A 21901-nucleotide genomic window follows, 5' to 3' on the forward strand; every position below is an offset into this window, starting at 1 on the left:
AAAAAGTTAAGGAGGATCCGAAATGGCAAAAAAAAATAAAAAAACTGGAAACAACAACTATGTAAACTCTCCTCCTACTGGATTGCAGGTAATTTTTCGAGAGTTTATGAAAGATAAATTAGCGATGTTTTCACTAATCTTGTTAGTGGTCGTGATTCTGGGTATCTTTGTATGGGCGTGGCTAGGTATAGATCAGCAACAACTACTGCGTGTAAGCTTAAGAGATAAATTTGCAGAACCTGGCGAAAAATTCTTGCTTGGTGCTGACCAAGGCGGTAAGGATATCGTTGGGCAAATTATTGTCGGTGCACGAAACTCAATGTTAATAGCGATTGCTATTACATTAATTACGGGAGTATTTGGTGTCGCAGTAGGTTTGATTTGTGGATATTTTGGTGGATGGATCGATAATCTGTTTATGAGGATCATTGACTTCTTTATTACAATTCCACAATTAATGTTAATTATTGTGTTCATCACTGTTGTACCGAAATATACGGTAGGAGCATTCATTTTAATTATGAGTCTCTTCTTGTGGACAGGAACAGCGCGTCTTGTTCGTTCCAAAGCTTTATCAGAAAGTAGACGAGACTATGTTCAGGCTTCGAAAACACTCGGTACAAATGATTTTGTCATTATTACCCGTGAAATATTGCCTAACCTAAGTTCGATCATCATTGTTGAAATGACGTTGAACTTTGCGGGAAATGTAGGTATTGAAACCGGTCTATCCTACTTAGGATTTGGATTGCCGCAATCTACACCATCATTGGGTACTTTGGTAGCGAGTGCAAATAATCCGCTTGTATTACAACAATACTGGTGGTCGTGGCTGCCAGCTGCATTATTTATCCTATTAATGATGTTGGGCATCAACTATGTAGGGCAAGCATTACGAAGAGCAGCGGATTCACGTCAACGATTGGGATAAAAAAATTTGAATTATAGTTTCTGAAAATTTTATGTTTTGAAATTACTAGGTTGAAACAGGGGTACCACCATATTTACAAAATGGAAGTAAATATGTTTTATTATAAATAAATCTTATCGGTACAAATAAGAAAAGGGAGGAACAGAAATGAAGAAAACTAAGTGGTCATTAGTAGCACTGCTTTTGTCAGTATTACTTGTTCTAGCGGCTTGTAGTGGCGGAGATGAAGAGCCAACAACTGAAGAACCAGAAGAAACGTCGACTGAAGATACAACTGATGGTGAACCAGCAGGTGAAGATTCAGGTAGTCTATTTGAAGTTGCTGTCACTAACGAAGGCGAAGCAATCGAGGGTGGAACACTTCAAGTAGCAATGGTTAAAGATGAGCCTTTCCAAGGTATCTTCAACTGGGAACTTTATGAGGATGGATATGATGCTGATTTAATGGAATGGATGACAAACTCTCTATTCGAGGTTGATGAAAACTTCATGATTACTGATGAAGGGATCGCAACTTTAGAGGTTGACCAAGAAAACAACAAAGCAACTGTTAAAATTCGTGAAGATGTAAAATGGTCTGACGGTGAGCCGTTAACAATCGAAGACGTTATTTTACCTTACCATATTATTGGGCACAAGGATTATACTGGTGTTCGCTATGATACTGCATTCCAAAATATCATTGGGGCAGAAGAGTATCATGCAGGAACTGCAGAAACAATCTCAGGTCTTAAACAAATTGATGATTACACATTAGAAATTAGCTTTAAACAATTATCTCCATCTATCTTCTACGGTGGGGACGGTCTATGGACATACGCAGCTCCAGCTCATCAAATCGCTGATATCCCTGTAGGTGAATTAGTAGAGTCTGATGCAGTTCGTAAAAACCCTGTATCACTAGGTGCATTCAAGATTGATAAAATCGTGCCAGGTGAATCTGTATCTTTCGTGAAAAACGAAAATTACTGGAAGGGTGTACCAAAACTTGATGGCGTAGTAGTGAAAGTGGTTCCATCAAGCTCTATCTCAGTAGCAATCGAATCAGGCGATTATGATATTGTCCAAAGCTTCAATGCAACAAAAATGCCGGAGATTGAAAACCTTGAAAACATTTCAATCTTAGGACGTCCAGAGCTTTACTATTCTTACCTTGGTTTTAAATTAGGTAAATTCGACACAGTAGAAAATAAAGTAGTAACAGATATGGAAGGCTCTAAAATGGGTAACCAACAATTGCGTCAAGCAATGGGGTATGCTTTAGATATCGAACAAGTTTCTGAAGTATTCTACAACAACCTACGTGAGCGTGCGAATTCTTTAATTCCACCAGTATTTGAAGCATTCTATGATGAAGAATTAGCTGGTTACACTTATGATCCGGAAAAAGCAATGGCTTTATTGGATGAAGCTGGTTACGAAGATGTAGATGGCGACGGATTCCGTGAAGATCCAAATGGTGAACCATTAGAAATCAAATTAGCTTCTATGTCAAGTGATGCAACACAAGAAGAAATCATCGCCTTCTACCTGCAAAACTGGGCTGACGTTGGTTTAAATGTAACATTAACGACTGGTCGTTTAATTGAATTCAACGCATTCTATGATATGGTTGAAGCAGATGACCCAGAGATCGATATTTATATGGGTGCTTGGGGAACTGGTACAAACCCATCTCCGTCTGGCTTATATGGTGAAGCGGATCCATTTAACTACAGCCGTTATACTTCAGAAGAATTAGAAACAACTGTAAGAGCGATCGACTCACCAGAAGCATTTGACACTGAATACCGTGCTGATCAGTTCAAAGCGTTCCAACAACATATCGAGGAAGTGGCTAATATCATTCCAATGCAATTCCGTTACGAGATTATGCCAGTAAACAAACGTGTGAAAAACTTCAGTTTCGATTATGCTGATGAATATACAAGTCATTTACATGAATTAGAATTAGTTGCTGAAGAACCAGTTGCTAACTAATTAAAAGAGTGAGATGAATCCAGGGTATAAACTTCCCCGGATTCATCTTTTTTAATTGTCTGGTGGTAGAGTAATCCCCATTAAAAAGAGCTGTTTCTTTTAGAAACAGCTCATCGAAAAATTAGTAATCCTTATCTGTAAAGAAAATTGCGATTGTACCAGGGCCTGCATGAGCTCCAATACTTGAACCGATCATTGTGATTTCGAAGGATTGCGGATGTAGTTTCTCCTCGATCAACCCTTGAACTTCATGAGCAAACTCTAAATCATCTCCATGGCTGATCCCGACTGTCTTATTTGAGAAGTCGCCGCCTCGTTCTGACATTAGGTCGATTATGCGATTAATCGCTTTTTTGCGACCCCGGATTTTTTCTAGAGGAATCAGTTTTCCATCCTCTACATGTAAAATCGGTTTGATGCTTAGCAGCCCGCCGATAAAAGCACTCGATTTTGATAGTCTTCCTCCTGCAGCCAAGTAGCTTAAGTTTTCAACTGTAAATAGGTGCGTCATATGCTCAGCCATGTGAGTGATTTTCTGGGCTGTTTCATCGCATGACAGACCCTGTTCTCGTAGTTGAACAGCTTCTTGTACAAGCAGGCCAAGTCCCAATGATGCACACTTGGAATCAATTATCTTTAATTTGAAATTCGGATAATTTTCGCGTACCTGGGATGCAATCATCATGGCAGTGCTATATGTACCCGATAAATTTGAAGATAAGGCAATATATATACCTTCTTCATCATTCTTTGCAAGGGCTTCGAACTTATTTAGGAAAAGCTCTGGCGACACCTGCGAAGTTTTGGGAACTACACCTTCACGCATCGCATCATAAACAACTTTCGGCTCAATATCCAAAATATCATTGTATACCTGATTGTTTAAATCCACTCTTAGCGTTAATAGTTCTACATTTTTTTCTGTGAAAAAATCTTTAGGCAAATCACAGCCACTATCTGCGAAGATTTTCATTTTCATACCCCCTTTGAAGTTCTTTTTTAAGTTTAAGGTGCTTTATTGTTCGAGAAATAAACACTAGCGGCATTCCACAATCTATACTTACAATTTTAGTCTTTCAATCAGGATTTTGGCAATGCCATCTTCGTTGTTGCTCAGTGTGATTTCATTCGCGATATTTTTCAAGTCATCAATTCCGTTTGACATCGCAACACCAAGACCAGCATACTCAAGCATTTCTAAGTCATTATCTTCATCCCCAAAAGCGATGATTCGATCACGCGGGATATTCAAATCTTTTGCTACATGGGAAATTCCGACGGCTTTATTTAACCCTTTTTTAACGATTTCAACAATATGGAATGGAGCTCCCCATCGGCGGTGTTCGATTAATTCGGCATGGACGCTTTCTAAATGGTCACGAATTCCCGGTACATTTTCCTCTTCTGCATGAATTAGCAAACTTGTAGGATCCTCATTCAAGCTTCCTCTCAAGTTTCCAATAGTTACACGAGGGTCTCCCATTTTAAATATATCCATCATGCGATTATCCTCATTATGAATAAATACTTCGTCCAGCACTTCGGCAATCAGGTTCTCATATTGATATTTATCCACCGAGTCCACCACATCGTGAACGACACTGATATCAATTGGAGAATGGATCATTTTCCAAGCATTATTTGTGGGATGGTGAACCAGTGCACCATTAAAGTTTACAATCGGAGTAGTTAACATCAGCTCATTATAATAGAGCTGGCTGGCACGGAATGGACGACCAGTTGCTATCATCACTTGATGTCCTGCTTCCTTTGCCTTGAATAAGGTCATTTTCGTTTTTTCGGATATTTTTTTCTCATCCGTTAATAAAGTTCCGTCTAAATCTAATACAATTAAATGTTGTTTCATGAAGGAAATCTCCTTTCTTTCTCTTTAAATTTTATCCTTTTGGATATATTTAGTCAAAAATTGATCATCTGCTTTCTATCTTTAGCAAAAGTTTTCCACCAATGATATGATTGTTAAGAATAGTTTCTTCTACAAGGGACAAAAATATTAGCCAGGAGAAAACTATTTAGGAGCTAAAATAGATTTAGGAACAAGTTTAGGGGTGAAAGAAAATGTATGTTCAAGATGATATGTGGAAAGGGATACCTTTATTACATGTTTATGATAATTCAATGAACCAGCAAACGCCTGTCGTTATTTTTCTTCATGGCTTTCAAAGTGCCAAGGAGCATAACTTGCATTACGCTTATCAATTAGTACAAAGTGGTGTACGTGTCATCATGCCTGATGCTTATTTACACGGTGTACGAAGTGAAAATTTTTCTGAAGTGAAAATGAATATGCACTTCTGGGAAATCGTCCTAAATTCAATTCATGAAGTTAATACGATTTATGAAGAACTGAAGGCACGAGGATATGGTGAGGGTAAAATTGGAATAGCCGGTTCATCAATGGGTGGTATTGTTACTGCCGGATGCTTGAATTCCTACGATTGGATAAGTGCTGCCGGGATCTGTATGGGTGCTCCTGGGTATGTTGAGCTGGCCAATTGGCAAATGGCTCAAATTGAAGCATCAGGAATAAAATTGCCGATCGATGAAAAGCAAAAAGCTCAGATCCTAAATCAGTTAGCTGAATATGATATTACGAAAAGTCCGGAACGATTCAACGGGCGACCTGTAATTTTTTGGCATGGGCATCAAGATAAGACTGTACCATTCAAAAATACATATCATTTTTATACGCAATTACGCGCACACTATGAGCAATCACCAGAGCAATTAGTTTTTATCGAATCGAAAAAATCGGGGCATAAAGTTCCTCGCAGTGGCGTGCTTGCTGTCACAACCTTCCTTTCAGAACATTTGGCATAGCGATATTCATTTGTTATGATAGAGTTAACACTATAGAGAGAGGGGAAATAAAGAAAATGGCAATCAGCGAAGATATGAAAGAAAGCATGTTGGGTGCTTTAGAAAATGTAATCGATCCCGAGCTTGGCATTGATATCGTCAACCTAGGTTTAGTATATGATGTAGATTTGGATGAAGAAGGATTAGCAACTGTTACAATGACACTAACATCTATGGGGTGCCCGCTTGGTCCGGTTATCGTAGATCAAGTAAACACAGCTTTAGGTGAGCTGCCGGAAATCAAAAAAGTGGACGTGAATATCGTTTGGCAGCCAGCATGGTCAAAAGACAACATGTCACGCTATGCGAAAATGGCATTAGGAATCCGATAAAATGCAGATGAGCAACTCTAAAAAATGAGTTGCTCTTTTTTTATTCTACAAGGTGAAACTTCCAGTGAGGTTGAAAACCCCACGCATTTTCTCTAAGTAGGGGATGAATGGTGACATTCCTACTCCTACTCGTCTTTGATTTGTCTAGTTAGAGGGTGGATGGTGACACTTCGACTCATACCCTTCTGGGATTTGTCTAAGCAAAGTTTATATCGTACACTTCTACTCTAAAGTTCCGTCATTAAAAGAGTTATTCAAAAAATATACATTTTCAGTGAGTTTGACGAGTCGGGGAGAGAACGTCTGAGTCGGCTCTACATCTTTGCTGAGAGATTACTCTAACAAAGTAATGTACTTGATAGGCTCCTTGATAGCGCACGAAAAATTATATGATTACCTTGCACATTTAAGGGAAGTAAAGACAATAGATTTAGTTTGTTATTAAAAATCACTTATAACAGGAGGTATTTTTAATATGAAAGCTGTTACTTTCCAAGGTGCAAAAGATATGCAGGTAAAAGAGGTAGCCGATCCAAAGATCGAAAAAAGTGATGATATTATTATCCGAGTGACGTCTACAGCCATTTGCGGATCGGATTTACACATTTATCAAGGAGCCCTTCCGGCATCAAAAGACTATGTTGTCGGTCATGAACCGATGGGAATTGTTGAAGACGTCGGCCCGAGTGTAGAGAAAGTGAAAAAAGGAGACCGCGTAGTATTGCCATTCAATATCTCCTGTGGTCACTGTCATTATTGTGAAAATGATATGGAAAGCCAATGCGATAATTCCAATCCCAATCCACATGTCGATTCTGGCGGCTATTTTGGATTCACTGAACGATATGGCGGTTACCAAGGTGGACAAGCCGAGTTGCTTCGCGTACCATTCGGAAACTTCGTGCCTTTTGTTATTCCCGAATCAGTCGAGTTAGAGGATGAGTCCTTACTCTTTATGTCGGACGTACTCCCAACGGCTTACTGGAGTGTGGAAAGTGGAGGTGTTAAAAAAGGAGATACAGTAGTAGTATTAGGTTGCGGTCCAATTGGTTTGATGACCCAAAAATTTGCCTGGATGAAAGGGGCAAAACGTGTCATTGCGGTTGATAATCTTCCATATCGCTTAAATCATGCGAAGAAAATGAATAATGTTGAAATTATCAACTTTGATGATCACGAGGATACTGGGGACTACATTGCCGAGATAACAAAAGGCGGTGCGGATGTCGTAATTGATTGCGTAGGGATGGATGGGAAAAAGAATCCACTAGAAGTTGTCGAGCAGAAGTTAAAACTTTCAGGGGGTACAACGAGTGCCATCCGTATCGGAATGAAGGCGATCAAAAAGTTTGGTACATTACAAATTACAGGTGTGTATGGGTCTATGTACAATCACTTCCCGTTAGGCAATTTATTTGAACGAAATATTAATATCAAGATGGGACAAGCTCCGGTCATTCATTATATGCCAATGCTATTTGACATGATTAAGGAAGGGAAAATCGATCCAACTGAAATCATCACTCATAAGGTTCCGTTAGATCAAGCCAGTGAAGCATACAAGACATTTAATGACCATGAAGATGAATGTATTAAGGTCATCCTAAAACCTTAGTAGTTTTCAAGTAAAATAAAAGGTACGCAGAAAATTCTCCTCTGCGTACCTGTTTTGTTTGTTCCTTGTAAGTGATGAGTTTCTCCCTAATCTATTCGGCAAATCGAAGTGGGACAGTTTTCGCACGAAATTTCCTGCTTCAAATAATTCAAATCCAAAATTGTAATATAGCCTTTTTCAAACGTAATAATCTTCTGTTTCTTTAAATCGTTTAGCATGCGATTAATCATTTCCCGACTTGTCGAGCACATGTTGGCAACATCCGTATTTGTTAAATGTAGATCTATGAAATATTGATTGTCATTGTCATGAAGGAGTTTTCCATAAGTATTTGATAAACGAATTAATGTAGAAAAGAGTGCTCCTTTTTTGCCATGAATGACTAAATCACGAATTAAGCTTTGATTTTTTAAATTCTCGTTTTGAATCCACTTCAGGTATTCAATCATCAAGGAGGGTTGTTCAGTTAAAATCATTTCCAGAGAATTTTTGTTCAGTACCAGTAATTCCGAGTTGGTAATAGCTTTTGCTGTAGTAGAGTGAAATGTAGTAGGACCGAATAATGAACATTCACCAATGATACTTTTCTTTCCGCAAACGCGAAATGTAAGTTCTTTACCATTTTCAGTTTCTTTACTTATTTGTATGGAACCATTTGCAATAAAAAATAGATCTCCCGCACTTTCGCCCTCATGGAAGATATGATTCCCTTTTTCCACTTTGACGAGCAGGCCATGTTCCTCAAATAGTCGATAAATACCCACTGATAAGTTATCAGTTAATGTCATTCCTTCACATCCTTTTAATTGGCTCAATAATTACAACAATCGTAAAAAAGTATTTTCAATATATGATATCACATGAAACGAAAATAAATTGTAAACTTTTAGTGCCATTTTTTGCATTTCACGAATAAACAATTTATAATCAAATTAGTCAAAAAAGGTCAAACCATTTATCGAAAACTTGTTTATATATAAGAACTTTTAAGTCAAATTAAGAATTTAGGTATTATTCTATACAATTATTTGAAAGGGTGAGTGGGAATGCAATTTCAACAGCAAGACAATCGTAGTCCATTAGAACAATTTGGTCGCAACTTAATTGAAGAGGTTAAAAATGGGAAGATGGATCCTGTTATTGGTCGTGATGAAGAAATTCGAAATGTCATTCGAATCCTATCAAGAAAAACGAAAAATAATCCCATCCTGATTGGTGAACCAGGTGTCGGTAAAACAGCCATTGTTGAAGGGCTGGCTCAACGAATTGTCCGTAAAGATGTCCCTGAAGGGTTAAAGAATTGTATTTTATATGAACTGGATATGAGCGCATTAATCGCAGGGGCAAGCTATCGGGGTCAATTTGAGGAACGTTTAAAAGGTGTGCTGAAAGAAGTAAAAGATTCAGAAGGGCAAATCATTTTATTTATCGATGAAATTCATACAATTGTTGGTGCAGGTAAAACAGAAGGGGCAATGGATGCGGGAAATATGCTTAAGCCGATGCTTGCACGCGGGGAGCTCCATTGTATCGGAGCAACGACTTTGGATGAATACCGTATGTATATTGAAAAAGATCCGGCCCTTGAACGCAGATTCCAGCAGGTCATTGTACGTGAACCATCCATCGAAGACACGGTTTCTATCTTGCGCGGCTTGAAGGAACGCTTTGAATTGCACCATGGTGTTCGAATCCATGACCGTGCAATCATTGCGGCAGCAGAACTTTCAAACCGTTATATAACGGAGAGATTCTTGCCTGACAAAGCCATTGATTTAATCGATGAGGCGTGTGCCATGATTCGTACTGAAATCGACTCGATGCCACATGAGCTTGATCTTGTTACTCGCCGTGTCATGCAGCTTGAGATTGAAGAACAAGCCCTGACAAAAGAAAAAGATGAAGCGAGCAAAAAACGTCTCGAAGCATTACGAACTGAATTGGCTTCCTTGAAAGAGTCGACCGACAAAATACGCAAACAATGGGAAGAAGAGAAACAGTCTCTACAAATTATTCAGAAAAAGCGTGAACAATTAGATAGCAATCGCCGTGATTTAGAAGATGCGGAAAGCAAATATGACTTGAATAAAGCGGCAGAACTGCGACACGGTAAAATTCCTGAGTTGGAAAAGGAACTAACTGCATTGGAAGAAGCGTTGAAGTTGGGTTCTGATACTAGAATTCTGCGAGAGGAAGTAACAGCGGATGAAATTGCTTCGATTATTTCAAGATGGACAGGCATTCCAGTTACGAAGCTTGTGGAAGGTGAGAGAGAAAAACTACTGCGCCTAAAGGATACCTTGCAGGAACGTGTTGTGGGCCAAGATACGGCAGTAAAACTTGTCACTGAGGCTGTATGGCGGGCTCGTTCAGGTATTAAAGATCCTAATCGACCGATTGGTTCCTTTATATTCTTGGGTCCGACCGGGGTAGGGAAAACCGAACTTGCTAAAGCCTTGGCTTCACAGTTGTTTGATTCAGAGGATCATTTTATTCGCATCGATATGAGCGAATATATGGAAAAACATAGTGTATCCCGACTTGTAGGGGCTCCTCCAGGGTATATCGGCTATGAAGAGGGGGGACAGCTAACAGAAGCGGTCCGAAGAAGTCCTTACTCTGTGGTATTATTGGACGAAATTGAAAAAGCCCATCCCGATGTAGCAAATATCTTGCTTCAAATTCTGGACGACGGGCGTATTACGGATAGTCAAGGACGGTTAGTAAACTTTACAAATACAGTCGTCATAATGACATCAAATATTGGTTCACATTATTTGCTTGAAGCGAAACCGGAACACCAGCAATCAATAGAAGATTTAGTTATGGCGGAATTGCGTACACACTTCAAGCCGGAACTATTGAATCGGGTGGATGACATTATTACTTTCCATGCATTAAGTAATGAACACTTCCATGCAATTGCTTGGAAATATATAGGTCAATTGCAGGAACGTGTAGCCGAACAAGAAATTGGGTTAAAAGTTCGTGACGAGGTAGTGGACTGGATTGTTGAAAACGGCATAGATCCTCAATTTGGAGCAAGACCATTAAAGCGATTTATTCAACGCAATGTTGAAACAGCAGTAGCCAAAGAGTTATTGCGAGGAGAGGTACTTCCAGGAGAAGCATTGGAAGTTAAAATGGATAGCGATCAATTACTTGTGACAAAATAGAGCGATTTGGGTGGCTTGTCAAAATGTTCAAGTCACCCATTTTTTTATAAAATAAAAGCACTTCGATTAGAAGTGCTAAAATTTAATCAATATTAGTGATGGTCAGCTTCTGGTGTTGGTTCGTTCGGAATAATTGCACTAATAATAAATACGATAACTGTAAAGATAACGCCTAGGATTAAACTAGTTGTAACATCAAATGGTACTGCTAAAACCGAACTTACTACGTAACCTAACATTAACATTAATAGTACAGACCAAACTAAAGTCATTACATATTGCATTCATTTCACCTCTATAAAACATTTTTAAATAGTATTCCAATTCTCATCTTATTTATCATAACATATACATTCATAAAAAAGAACAACAAACTTAAGAACAAATCGTGAATAAAAGGTTGAGGATATTTTTTTTATGAGCTATAATTATGACCAAGTACTAAATGTTAGTAGTAAAACGGGGGGATTTAAATGAACGCAGGGATTATTGGATTAGGGAAATATGTTCCGGAAAAGATTTTAACAAATTTTGATTTAGAAAAAACTTTAGATACAAATGATGAATGGATTCGTACAAGAACTGGTATACAAGAAAGAAGAATCGCAGCAGAAGAAGAAAATACTTCGGACTTAGCTCTTGCGGCTGCAAAAAAAGCAATGGAAAATGCCAATATTACAGCAGATCAGATTGGTCTAATATTAGTTGCTACGGTAACTCCAGACCGTGCTTTTCCAAGTGTCGCATGCCAAATACAGGAAACGCTAGGTGCTGTTAATGCAGCAGCAATGGATGTTTCGGCAGCATGCTCAGGATTTATTTATGCACTTGCCACGGCAAAGCAATTCATTGAAAGCAAGAGTTACAATTATGTCTTAGTAGTTGGTGTTGAAAAATTATCGAAAGTCACAGACTGGAATGATCGAAACACGGCAGTATTATTCGGCGATGGTGCATGTGCTGCGGTTGTAGGTGAAGTAAGTGAAGGTAGAGGGATTTTATCATTTGAATTAGGTGCAGATGGAACAGGCGGTAAACACCTATTCCTAAATGACGAGCAAACAATTTCAATGAACGGACGAGAAGTATTCAAATTTGCCGTTAGACAAATGGGTGAAACCGCAGTTTCCGTTCTGGAAAAGGCTGGATTATCAAAAGAAGATGTGGATTTACTCATTCCCCATCAGGCAAATATTCGTATAATGGAAGCATCTCGTGAAAGACTTGAATTACCGGATGAAAAACTATCCAAGCATATCCACAAATACGGAAATACTTCATCCGCTTCCATCGGACTTGCTTTGGCAGATGAATTGGAAGATGGTAGAATCAAAGATGATGATATTCTTGTTTTAGTTGGTTTTGGTGGCGGCCTTACTTGGGGTGGAGCAGTCATCAAGTGGGGTAAATAATTTTTTTAAAACAAAGCTGGATTTTAAAATTAAGGGGGATTTCAAGAACTATGAATAGAAGAGTAGTAATTACTGGTATTGGTGCTGTTACACCTCTAGGAAATTCGATAGAAGAAACATGGGAAAATTTAAAAGCAGGGAAATCCGGTGTTGGACCGTTAACGCGATTAGATGTAGAAAAATTCCCTGTAAAAATAGCGGCAGAAGTAAAAGATTTCGATATTGAACAATATATCGAGAAAAAAGAAGCTAGAAAAATGGACCGTTTCACGCATTATGCTCTGGCAGCTTCCATCATGGCGATGAAAGATTCAGGGTTGGCAATTACAGAAGAAATTGCTCCTCGTGTAGGAGTTTGGATTGGTTCTGGTATTGGCGGAATGGAAACATATGAAAATCAATATATCACATTCCAAGAACGTGGTGTAAGACGAGTAAGCCCATTCTTTGTCCCAATGATGATTCCAAATATGGCTTCAGGCCAAGTTTCAATTCACTTTGGAGCTAAGGGCATCAACTCTTGTTCGGTTACTGCCTGTGCATCGGGAACGAACTCAATTGGAGACGCTTTTAAAGTAATCCAGCGCGGAGACGCGGATGCAATGATTACAGGTGGAGCAGAGGCGCCAATCGTGAATATGGCAGTTGCCGGTTTCTGTTCAAGTACGGCACTTTCACTAAACCCGGATGCTGAGACTGCTTCACGTCCATTCGACGCAAACCGTGATGGATTCGTTATTGGTGAAGGAGCGGGCATCTTGGTATTGGAAGAGTACGAATTTGCGAAAGCGCGTGGTGCTAAGATCTATGCTGAAGTTGTAGGCTATGGTTCAACTGGGGATGCGCATCATATCACAGCTCCTGCACCAGAAGGGGAAGGTGCTGCTAGAGCGATCCGTCAAGCACTGGAAGATGGCGGAGTTGATCCATCACAGGTTGGCTATATCAATGCTCACGGTACTAGTACACCATATAATGATTTATTTGAAACAAAAGCAGTAAAAACAGTATTTGGCGAGCATGCTTATAACTTGGCGATGAGCTCGACAAAATCAATGACTGGTCACTTACTAGGCGCTGCCGGTGGGGTGGAAGCAATCTTTACTGCGTTAGCATTAAAAGAAGGGGTACTGCCTCCAACAATCAATCTGACAACTCCGGATCCAGAGTGTGACCTAGATTATATTCCAAATACAGCACGCCAGCAGTATGTAGAATATGGGATGAGTAACTCACTTGGCTTTGGCGGACATAATGCAAGTATTGTCCTGAAAAAGGTTGATTAATTTAAATTTCTAAATCTCGATTAGTTCCAGCTTCAAGTGCCAGCTTATTTCGCGGGCACCTGAAGCTTTTTCTTTTCTAGCTGACGGTGCTGGCTCCTCAGGAAAGTAGAAAACGCCTGAGGATTAGAAAAAACTTGGCTGATTAGGAAGGATTTTGGCAATCGACCTTAGTTGCACTTATGTAGACTAGGAAAGAATTTGCCTTTCATAGTCTGCCAAAAAGCGTCCTTTTGTCGGCCAGTTGTTGGGGGGGGGTCACACGATGTGAGTCATGTCGACGATGCAACAGGATGTTGCGTTTTCGTCGACGCGTAGCTGGGCGAGCACCTTTCGCTTTTAATGTCTAGCTGCAGGTGCTAGCTCCTCGACAACTTCAGAATCGCCCGCAAGGATTAGAAAACTTGGCTGATTGGAAAGGATTTTGGCAATCAGCCTTAGTTGCCCTTATGCAGACTAGGAAAGAATTTGCCTTTCCTAGTCTGCCAAAAAGCGTCCTTTTGTCGATTATTACAGTTGTTGGGGGTCACACGATGTGAGTCATGTCGACGATGCAACAGGATGTTGCGTTTTCGTCGACGCGTAGCTGGGCAAGCACCTTTCGCTTTTTTAGTTTGTCGATAAGTTAAATGCCTTTAGCGAAGAGCTAAAGGCATTTTTGTGTTCATAAATGAATATTTAGTTATTAAAGGGGATGATGGACATGTTTCGATTTATGGTATTTTTATTTAGTTATGGCATTTGCGTTATGTCGGTAGGTAATCTGCTTCTTTATTTAAATTACCGTACTCTTGGCTATTCATGGTCAGCTGTTTGGGCTTTCATTCTTGGGACCCATGAGCTTTACTTAGCAATTGCATCGATTATTGTGCTGTTTATCTTGATTTTCGACCTAATCCCATCGCGTTTTCCATTCTTGTGATTGTTTTTGAAGCAATGGCATTTGCTTTTTCTGCACCTTCGTCCAGAATTTTGTCTAATTCATCTGAATCGATCAATTCATTAAAGCGTTGCTGGATTGGCGTCAAATGTTCAATCAGGCTGGTTGCCACGCCTTCTTTAAAGGCACCATAACCTAGGCCATCATATTTTTGGACAAGAGTTGGAATATCAATTCCGGTAACTGCCGACTCGATTGTCAATAGATTGGAAACACCTGGTTTATTTACTTCATCAAATACTACATAACCATCTGAATCCGTAACGGCGGATTTAACTTTCTTCTCAATTTGTTTCGGTGTATCAAGGAATCGAATTGTTGCTTTTGTATTTGGGTCGGATTTACTCATCTTTTTAGTTGGTTCCTGCAATGATTTAATGCGTGCACCAGCCTTAGGCAATTGGATTTCCGGAACAACAAAAACATCTCCAAAACGTTTGTTAAAGCGTTCAGCTAAATCACGCGTTAACTCGATATGTTGTTTTTGGTCATCCCCAACAGGCACGATATTTGTGTTATACAAGAGAATATCGCCAGCCATTAATGGCGGATATGTTAATAAACCGGCTGTTACCGATTCTTTTCCATCGGATTTATCCTTATACTGCGTCATTCGCTCAAGTTCACCAATTGTTGCAACGCATTGCAGCATCCAACCTGCTTGTGCATGGGCAGGAACTTCTGATTGGATAAATAAAGTTGCCTTATCAGGATCGATTCCTGTGGCTAAATAAGTAGCAGCTAACGTACGAATATTTGAGCGCAATTCTTTGGGATCTTGAGGAACCGTGATTGCATGCTGATCGACGATGCAATAAATAGCATTTCCTTCGTCTTGAAGAGATGGGAATTGCATAAAAGCCCCAATATAGTTGCCCAAAGTTATCACACCTGTTGGTTGAACACCTGAAAAAATTGTTTTCATTGTAAAGCCTCCTAGTTTAAATAAAAATAAAAAAACATCACACGCCCTTACGCTTTCACGTAAAGGGACGAATGATGTTGAATCCGCGGTACCACCCAGTTTGTCAAAAATGACCACTTTGACTTCGTAACGTGAAGCAGCCGTGCTTTACTACTATTTTCATAAAGCCACTCAAAAGTCCATTCCAATTGCTCCGTCTTCTGTTTGCACCAACCACAGACTCTCTTTGCACGGGAGGCAAAAGTACTAATCTTTATCATCGTTTTTTCAATTCGTTATACTGCGATTTAACACAGCGCTTTAATGGAACATTTGCAATTTCATTTCCGAAATAGTATATAAAAAATCATATACAAAAACAGTTTCAAAAGCAAATTTTATTTTCTTATTAATTTTGAATGAAATGGCTGATCTTTGGGTATTAATTGTAACGTAAAAGAAATTATTTTCTTTTCCTGAAAACTTTGTAAACTGAAGCTGTAATTAACAGAAAGTTGTGATTCTTCTCGATTAATGTCGACTAATTGAGAATTTGCTATATCACAATTATATAGGTTTACTTCAAGCGACTAAAGGGAATATAACCCGTGTACTATAACAAAAATATGAAATTTACGTATGAAACAGAAGAAAAAAGGATAATTAATATTGCGTTTACTATCTTTTTTATATGTAAGCTATATCCAAAAGCCTAAGATTATTGTATAATTAATTCATTGATTTAATTAAACTAATTCTAAATTAATAAAAACTTGATTATAGATCACATCATAGCTCGGAAAGGAAGTGTAATAATGATTGTAACATTATTTACATCACCAAGTTGTACATCATGCAGAAAAGCAAAAGCATGGCTGGAAGAACATGAAATTGCTTATCGCGAACGAAATATTTTTTCTGAACCATTAACAATCAGTGAAATAAAAGAAATATTGAGAATGACAGAAGATGGAACCGATGAAATTATCTCAACTCGTTCTAAAATATTCCAAAAATTAAATGTAGATGTTGAAAGTTTACCGCTTCAACAATTATACGAGTTAATTCAAGAGTACCCTGGATTACTTCGCCGTCCAATCATTCTAGACGAAAAACGTCTACAAGTTGGGTATAATGAAGATGAGATTCGACGATTCTTACCTAGAAAAGTTCGAGCATTCCAACTACTCGAAGCGCAAAAAATGGTTAATTAATCATTTCTAGGAATATTCTTGAGAGTATATCGATAAAATCCATTATCACTGGATTTTATCGTTTTTATTTTTTATTAGCTTTTACCTGCCTAGAAGTGAAAGCATTAGTTTCCAAAGATTATATCAGTTTTTTATTCCAGTATGATGATTACATATTTTTAGAAGATTAGGGATAAAATTTACTCTGTATTTGCTCATTTTTGAATGCTTTATACTTGATTTCACACGCTTTGTCATCTACAATTTCAATATTCAATTTATTTTATTTTGCAGTGTTTTTTTCTTTTCATTTTATATAGGTAATCATACAATAGAATTATAGAATAAAGCATAGATATATAGAAAAATGATTTATTCTTTAACCTGTATGACGGTTTTGAATTGTTTGGTTAAACTTCAGCAATCCAAAACATACTAAGGACGCTTTCTTTGTTTTTCAACGAATGACTGTGAAGGGAGTTGAAGTCTAATGGACATCGAACGCGTAAACGAAAATACAATAAAGCTCTTTATTACTTACCGTGATATTGAGGACCGTGGTTATAGCCGCGAAGAAATTTGGTACAACAGAGCAAAAGGGGAAGAACTTTTCTGGGATATGATTGGCGAAATTAATACAGAAGATTACTTCGACCTTGATGGACCAATTTGGATTCATGTAAATGCTTCGGAACATGGCCTTGAAGTAATAGTAACAAGAGCTAATATAAATTCAGATGGGGATTCCAACTCTTTGCTATCTAGTTTTGAGGAGCATCGAGATGCAGCACATAAAAATCTAGATGAATCTATTTTTGATACCTACGATGATGAGGATATAAACCATCCGGGTCTCAATAATATATCTCTTTATAAATTTAGGGACATTGATGAAATTATCCCTGTTGCAAACCGTTTAGTGCAGTTTGGGTTACAATCTTCGCTGTACAAATATGAGAAACACTATTTCCTGGCAGTTGATTTCTCGAATGTTGAGGAAAACACGGAACGGCAAAATATCCGTTCGATCATCAATGAGTACCTAACTGCTTCCAAAATGACTATTTATCGTATACAGGAATATGGCGAAACAATTATGGAACAAGATTGTTTTGAAACAGTCATCGAATATTTTGCATAAGTTAGGGAATCTTTAACTAATAAGGTTTATCGAGCTATAAATGGTTACCTAATTGACCATTAAAACAATAAAACGAGGTGTCTTTCTCAAAAGGCATCTCTTTTTTTGTTCCTAAAAAGCCTCAAAAGATAAGTTTGCCTGTTTTTTCCAAATTGAGTTGAATTTTCAATCTATCCAATTTAGAATAAACGTAAGGAGGTATCTTATGCTTGTAGCCCATACAGAACTAAATAAGCCCTTTATCTTACATTCAAGCATACCTCTGGCAACATTACATCAGCTCCGTAAAACAGAGAAATTTTATTGCCCTCTATGCAAACAGCAATTATTATTTAAAATTGGTTCATTAAAAATTCCCCATTTTGCTCATTCTTCATTAAGTAATTGTGAAAATCTGTTCTCAGATAGAGAATCCGAGACACATCTTAAAGGTAAGGAGCAATTATACAGCTTATTTAGAGCGTTGGAATTGGATGCCCAATTAGAAGCCTATTTACCAAGTATTCAACAGCGACCGGACATCTTATTGGAACGGACTACAAATCAGCCACTGGCGATTGAATTTCAATGCAGTCCAATCTCGATAGAAAAATTAATGGATCGCAATAACGGTTACAAGCGTGAAGGCATTTCTCCTATCTGGATTCCTAATACGCCCGACAAAATTGTGAAAAAAGGTATTCAAAAAATTTCAATTAGCAAAAACTATCAATTGTTTAAACAGAACACGAAACACCATCCATATCTTATGACATACAATCCGAAAGTGCGACAATTTTTTTATCTCTCCAATTTACTCTACTTACATGGAAATCGTTTTATCTCAAAAGTACAAACCATACCATTAACAAGTCAAAAGTTCCCATTCTATTTACCAAAACCTATAACGAAAGAGGAATTCGAGCAATTCTGGCTAATCTATCAACAAACGAAACATAACTATTTGCAATCGAGAGTACTATTAAATAGAAGCGGTGTGAACGATCTGCTTTTAAGAAGTGCTTATGAACTGCGTATGAATTTGCACTCATTGCCAAATTATATTGGTATACCTCTTAAAGGAAGTGAAGGATTAGAAGTATTTTCGGTTGATTGGCAGCTTGCACTATTTTACTTTATCCATACCACCAAGATCGAACTCTGTCATATAAAAGGGCAAACAGTTTATTACTTTTTAAATTGGGCAAGGCTACCGGAAACGAGAATTGCCTATCAGGTGGTTTACAATTATTGCAGTTTCCTTGAAAAGTTATCAATTCATCATTCCTATCAAACTATTGATGATGAAAAATTATTAGAGGTATTATATAACCAATTTCTTGCAATGTAGACGAAATATTGAGAAAATAAACATGTTATTCGAACTTCGAAATAAACGGTAACGGAGGTTTTTTAAAATGGCGAAAAAGGTATTAACTCGTGAAGAAGTACCTGTAGAACTAACATGGGATTTGGAGGGTATTTTCCAATCCGATGAAGCATGGGAACTAGAATTTAAGGAAATTGAAAAGCTCATTCCAGAGGCAGAAAAGTTTAAAGGCCAAGTTGCCCAAGGAGCCAAAAACTTATACGATACATTACAATTCAGCGATAAATTATCAGAACGCTTTGGAAGACTATACGTGTACAGCCATTTGAAGCATGATCAGGATACAACAAATGGGAAGTATCAGGCTATGGATAGCAGAGTAAGATCATTAGGAGCAAAGTTTTCTGCTGCATGGTCATTTGTTACGCCTGAGATTCTTTCAATTGATGAGGAAACAATCAAAAATTATATTAATGAATATGAGCCTCTAAGTTTATACAATCAAATGCTGACGGAATTAAACTTGCAACGTCCCCATATCTTATCGGCTGACAAGGAAGAGTTGCTTGCACAAATGTCGGAAGTAACAGGAGCATCAGGGAATACATTTAGTGCATTAAATAATGCGGACCTGGAGTTCCCGAAAGTTAAAAATGATAAAGGGGAAGAAATCCAGCTAACGCATGGCAACTATGTTACGTTTTTAGAAAGCGATCAACGAGAAGTTAGAGAAAGTGCATTTAAAGCAATGTACCAAACATACGGCAAATTTCAAAATACGTTTGCCACAACATTATCAGGGAACGTAAAAGCTCATAATGTAAGGGCGAAAATTCGTAAGTATGAATCAGCACGACAAAGTGCCATGAGCAATAACTATATTCCAGAAAAAGTTTACGATCAACTAATCTCAACGATTCATGAATTTTTGCCAGTCCTACACCGTTACGTTTCATTAAGAAAAAAGGTTTTAGGTTTAGATGAATTACACATGTACGATCTATTTACACCTCTCGTAAAAGAAGTAAAAGTGGATATGCCTTACGAGGAAGCAAAAGAAATTATGGTGAAGAGTTTTGAGCCGCTTGGTGCAGAATATCAAGCAAATGTACAAAAAGGGTTAGATAGCCGCTGGGTTGATGTACTTGAAAACAAAGGAAAACGCAGTGGTGCTTATTCTTCAGGCACATTTGGTACAAACCCATTCATTTTAATGAACTGGCAAGACAACTTAAATAACCTGTTTACTTTAGCCCACGAATTTGGCCATAGTATGCATAGCTACCTTACTCGTCAAAACCAGCCATATCCGTATGCAAGCTATTCTATTTTTGTAGCTGAGGTTGCCTCAACTTGCAATGAAGAATTATTATTTGATTATCTACTGAAAACAAGTGAGGATGCACAACAAAAAATTTACTTATTAAATCACTGGTTAGATGGATTCCGCAGCACGGTATTCCGTCAAACGATGTTTGCTGAATTTGAACATATTATCCACGAACTTGACGGTAATGGAGAAGCATTGACTGCAGAGCGTTTAACGGAAATCTACTACGATTTAAATAAACAATACTTCGGCGAAGAAATGACGGTAGATGAGGAAATCGGTTTGGAATGGGCTAGAATCCCTCATTTCTATTACAATTACTATGTATACCAATACGCTACTGGCCAAAGTGCAGCTACTGCACTAAGCAAGCAAATTCTAGAAGAAGGCCAACCTGCTGTTGAACGCTATCTCAACAATTTCCTGAAAGCGGGTTGCTCGGACTTCCCAATCGAAGTATTAAAAGCTGCAGGTGTCGACATGGAATCACCTGCACCGATTCAAGAAGCATGTAAAGTCTTCGAAGAGCGATTAAGTGAACTTGAAGCATTACTACTGAAATAAGGTGACTATATTTACAAAAACTCCACAGTGATCTTTAGCTGTGGAGTTTTTTCTTTTCATGGACATTATAAGTTATAGGAAACAGGCTTGTTAGTATTGAATGAAAAGTGAGGAATGGAGGAGTCCGCAGTAGGATTTAAGATTCAGGGAATGTATCGAGGACAATAGAAGGGGAAGGCAGCTTCGAGAAGGGAGCTCAGGGACAATAGAAGTAGAAAAGTAGTTTTTTACAAGTCCATGAGAAGAGAACTCGTGGGCAATAGAAGAAGAAAGGTAAGGTTATAAGTCCCCGAACAGCAAGCTCGTGGACAACAAAAAGGAAAAGTAACTTTAAAAGTCCGCAAGTAGCACAGTAACTGGTCAACAAAAGCAGAAAGCAGCATTACTGTTCCTCGAAAATAATATCTAGTACATCAGCAAATCTAGTACAGTGTAAAAAAACATAACTCTAAGCTTATAAAAGGACAACAGCATATAATCTCTTGCCCTAAGAAGTTGTTATAATTTTAATAGCAATTTTGTATTCAATTTCATGTTGTTGTTTCACAATCTTGCCTACCTTAGAAAGAACCCTGCCTAGATGAATGAGTGTTAATGCCTATAATTAAATATGTTTATTGAAAACGGTTACTATTTGACGAATTTGTGAAACTATTTTCATAGTGTTGCATAGATAATTATTCCGTGATAAAGTAAATACGTGAAATAAATCACATAACAAACATACACCCCTTTGTTTGAACGTGAACATTTCTCCCATCCCCTTTGAAGAGGCGTCAGTCGATGACGTCTCTTTTTTATGTTCATAGCATTTTTGCTTAATATAATTAAAAAACTTCCCCCGTTTAACAACAGAAACTCAATAGCAACCAGAATTGTGTCTCTCTCCCTATGCACTCTATACATACATC

At 38.1% G+C, this 21901-nt stretch carries 18 protein-coding genes and 1 other annotated feature; of the genes, 13 read left to right on the plus strand and 5 right to left on the minus strand.

What is annotated here, in order from left to right:
- Positions 1 to 22: 22 nt before the first annotated feature.
- Together QYB95_RS01885 and QYB95_RS01890 are read left to right on the plus strand one after the other, a co-directional pair.
- Complete coding sequence (locus QYB95_RS01885; RefSeq protein WP_301136380.1) at positions 23 to 931, plus strand: ABC transporter permease; 909 nt, start codon at positions 23 to 25, stop codon at positions 929 to 931.
- 147 nt (positions 932 to 1078) lie between these two features.
- Entirely contained in the window at positions 1079 to 2911 is a 1833-nt protein-coding gene (locus tag QYB95_RS01890) for an oligopeptide ABC transporter substrate-binding protein (protein ID WP_301136381.1), read from the plus strand.
- A gap of 121 nt (positions 2912 to 3032) precedes the next feature.
- On the opposite strand, the gene QYB95_RS01895 is transcribed toward QYB95_RS01890, so the two are convergent.
- Both QYB95_RS01895 and QYB95_RS01900 read right to left on the minus strand, forming a co-directional pair.
- Positions 3033 to 3884: a DegV family protein gene (locus QYB95_RS01895; protein WP_301136382.1), complete on the minus strand. Its 852-nt coding sequence runs from the start codon at positions 3882 to 3884 to the stop codon at positions 3033 to 3035.
- Between the two features lie 87 nt (positions 3885 to 3971).
- Entirely contained in the window at positions 3972 to 4778 is an 807-nt protein-coding gene (locus QYB95_RS01900; RefSeq protein WP_301136383.1) for a Cof-type HAD-IIB family hydrolase, read from the minus strand.
- A gap of 212 nt (positions 4779 to 4990) precedes the next feature.
- Here QYB95_RS01900 and QYB95_RS01905 point away from each other — a divergent pair, with 212 nt between their 5' ends.
- The 3 genes from QYB95_RS01905 (at position 4991) to QYB95_RS01915 (ending at position 7738) form a co-directional block, all read left to right on the plus strand.
- Positions 4991 to 5752, plus strand: coding sequence for a prolyl oligopeptidase family serine peptidase (locus QYB95_RS01905; RefSeq protein ID WP_301136384.1), 762 nt, complete (start codon positions 4991 to 4993; stop codon positions 5750 to 5752).
- 56 nt (positions 5753 to 5808) lie between these two features.
- On the plus strand, positions 5809 to 6123 hold the full coding sequence (locus QYB95_RS01910; protein WP_425609159.1) for a metal-sulfur cluster assembly factor: 315 nt from the start codon (positions 5809 to 5811) through the stop codon (positions 6121 to 6123).
- Positions 6124 to 6598: 475 nt separating this feature from the next.
- Positions 6599 to 7738, plus strand: coding sequence for a zinc-dependent alcohol dehydrogenase (locus QYB95_RS01915; RefSeq protein ID WP_301136385.1), 1140 nt, complete (start codon positions 6599 to 6601; stop codon positions 7736 to 7738).
- Positions 7739 to 7824: 86 nt separating this feature from the next.
- Here the strand turns inward: QYB95_RS01915 and QYB95_RS01920 are convergent, their stop codons facing one another.
- Positions 7825 to 8526 (minus strand): Crp/Fnr family transcriptional regulator, encoded by a 702-nt coding sequence (locus QYB95_RS01920; RefSeq protein WP_301136386.1) that lies wholly within the window; start codon positions 8524 to 8526, stop codon positions 7825 to 7827.
- Between the two features lie 258 nt (positions 8527 to 8784).
- Between QYB95_RS01920 and QYB95_RS01925 the strand changes: the two genes are divergently transcribed.
- The gene (locus tag QYB95_RS01925; protein ID WP_301136387.1) at positions 8785 to 10914 is read left to right on the plus strand and encodes an ATP-dependent Clp protease ATP-binding subunit; all 2130 of its coding nucleotides are present in this window, start codon (positions 8785 to 8787) and stop codon (positions 10912 to 10914) included.
- Between the two features lie 92 nt (positions 10915 to 11006).
- On the opposite strand, the gene QYB95_RS01930 is transcribed toward QYB95_RS01925, so the two are convergent.
- Complete coding sequence (locus tag QYB95_RS01930) at positions 11007 to 11198, minus strand: YjzD family protein (RefSeq protein WP_301136388.1); 192 nt, start codon at positions 11196 to 11198, stop codon at positions 11007 to 11009.
- A 189-nt stretch (positions 11199 to 11387) separates the two neighbouring features.
- Here QYB95_RS01930 and QYB95_RS01935 point away from each other — a divergent pair, with 189 nt between their 5' ends.
- The 3 genes from QYB95_RS01935 (at position 11388) to QYB95_RS01945 (ending at position 14531) form a co-directional block, all read left to right on the plus strand.
- A complete protein-coding gene (locus QYB95_RS01935; RefSeq protein WP_301136389.1) occupies positions 11388 to 12326 on the plus strand; it encodes a beta-ketoacyl-ACP synthase III in 939 nt (312 codons plus the stop codon).
- Positions 12327 to 12376: 50 nt separating this feature from the next.
- Complete coding sequence (gene fabF, locus QYB95_RS01940) at positions 12377 to 13612, plus strand: beta-ketoacyl-ACP synthase II (protein ID WP_301136390.1); 1236 nt, start codon at positions 12377 to 12379, stop codon at positions 13610 to 13612.
- Positions 13613 to 14312: 700 nt separating this feature from the next.
- Complete coding sequence (locus QYB95_RS01945; RefSeq protein ID WP_301136391.1) at positions 14313 to 14531, plus strand: hypothetical protein; 219 nt, start codon at positions 14313 to 14315, stop codon at positions 14529 to 14531.
- Here the strand turns inward: QYB95_RS01945 and trpS are convergent.
- Positions 14485 to 15474 (minus strand): tryptophan--tRNA ligase, encoded by a 990-nt coding sequence (trpS, locus tag QYB95_RS01950; protein WP_301136392.1) that lies wholly within the window; start codon positions 15472 to 15474, stop codon positions 14485 to 14487. The genes QYB95_RS01945 and trpS overlap by 47 nt on opposite strands.
- 60 nt (positions 15475 to 15534) lie before the next feature.
- Positions 15535 to 15743 (minus strand) — a binding site (T-box leader).
- Between the two features lie 528 nt (positions 15744 to 16271).
- On the opposite strand from trpS, the gene spxA reads away from it, so the two are divergent.
- From spxA to pepF, 4 genes are all read left to right on the plus strand, one after another.
- A complete protein-coding gene (spxA, locus tag QYB95_RS01955) occupies positions 16272 to 16667 on the plus strand; it encodes a transcriptional regulator SpxA (protein WP_181418012.1) in 396 nt (131 codons plus the stop codon).
- 469 nt (positions 16668 to 17136) lie between these two features.
- Positions 17137 to 17787 carry an adaptor protein MecA gene (mecA, locus tag QYB95_RS01960; RefSeq protein WP_301136393.1) on the plus strand — a complete coding sequence of 217 codons (651 nt, stop codon included), beginning with the start codon at positions 17137 to 17139 and terminating at the stop codon, positions 17785 to 17787.
- 205 nt (positions 17788 to 17992) lie between these two features.
- Entirely contained in the window at positions 17993 to 19117 is a 1125-nt protein-coding gene (locus QYB95_RS01965; RefSeq protein WP_301136394.1) for a competence protein CoiA, read from the plus strand.
- Between the two features lie 67 nt (positions 19118 to 19184).
- Positions 19185 to 20990, plus strand: a complete 1806-nt coding sequence (gene pepF / locus QYB95_RS01970) for an oligoendopeptidase F (protein WP_301136395.1) — start codon at positions 19185 to 19187, stop codon at positions 20988 to 20990.
- The last annotated feature ends 911 nt before the right edge of the window (positions 20991 to 21901 follow it).

The organism is Ureibacillus aquaedulcis (genome assembly GCF_030418165.1).
GTDB lineage: Bacteria > Bacillota > Bacilli > Bacillales_A > Planococcaceae > Ureibacillus > Ureibacillus aquaedulcis.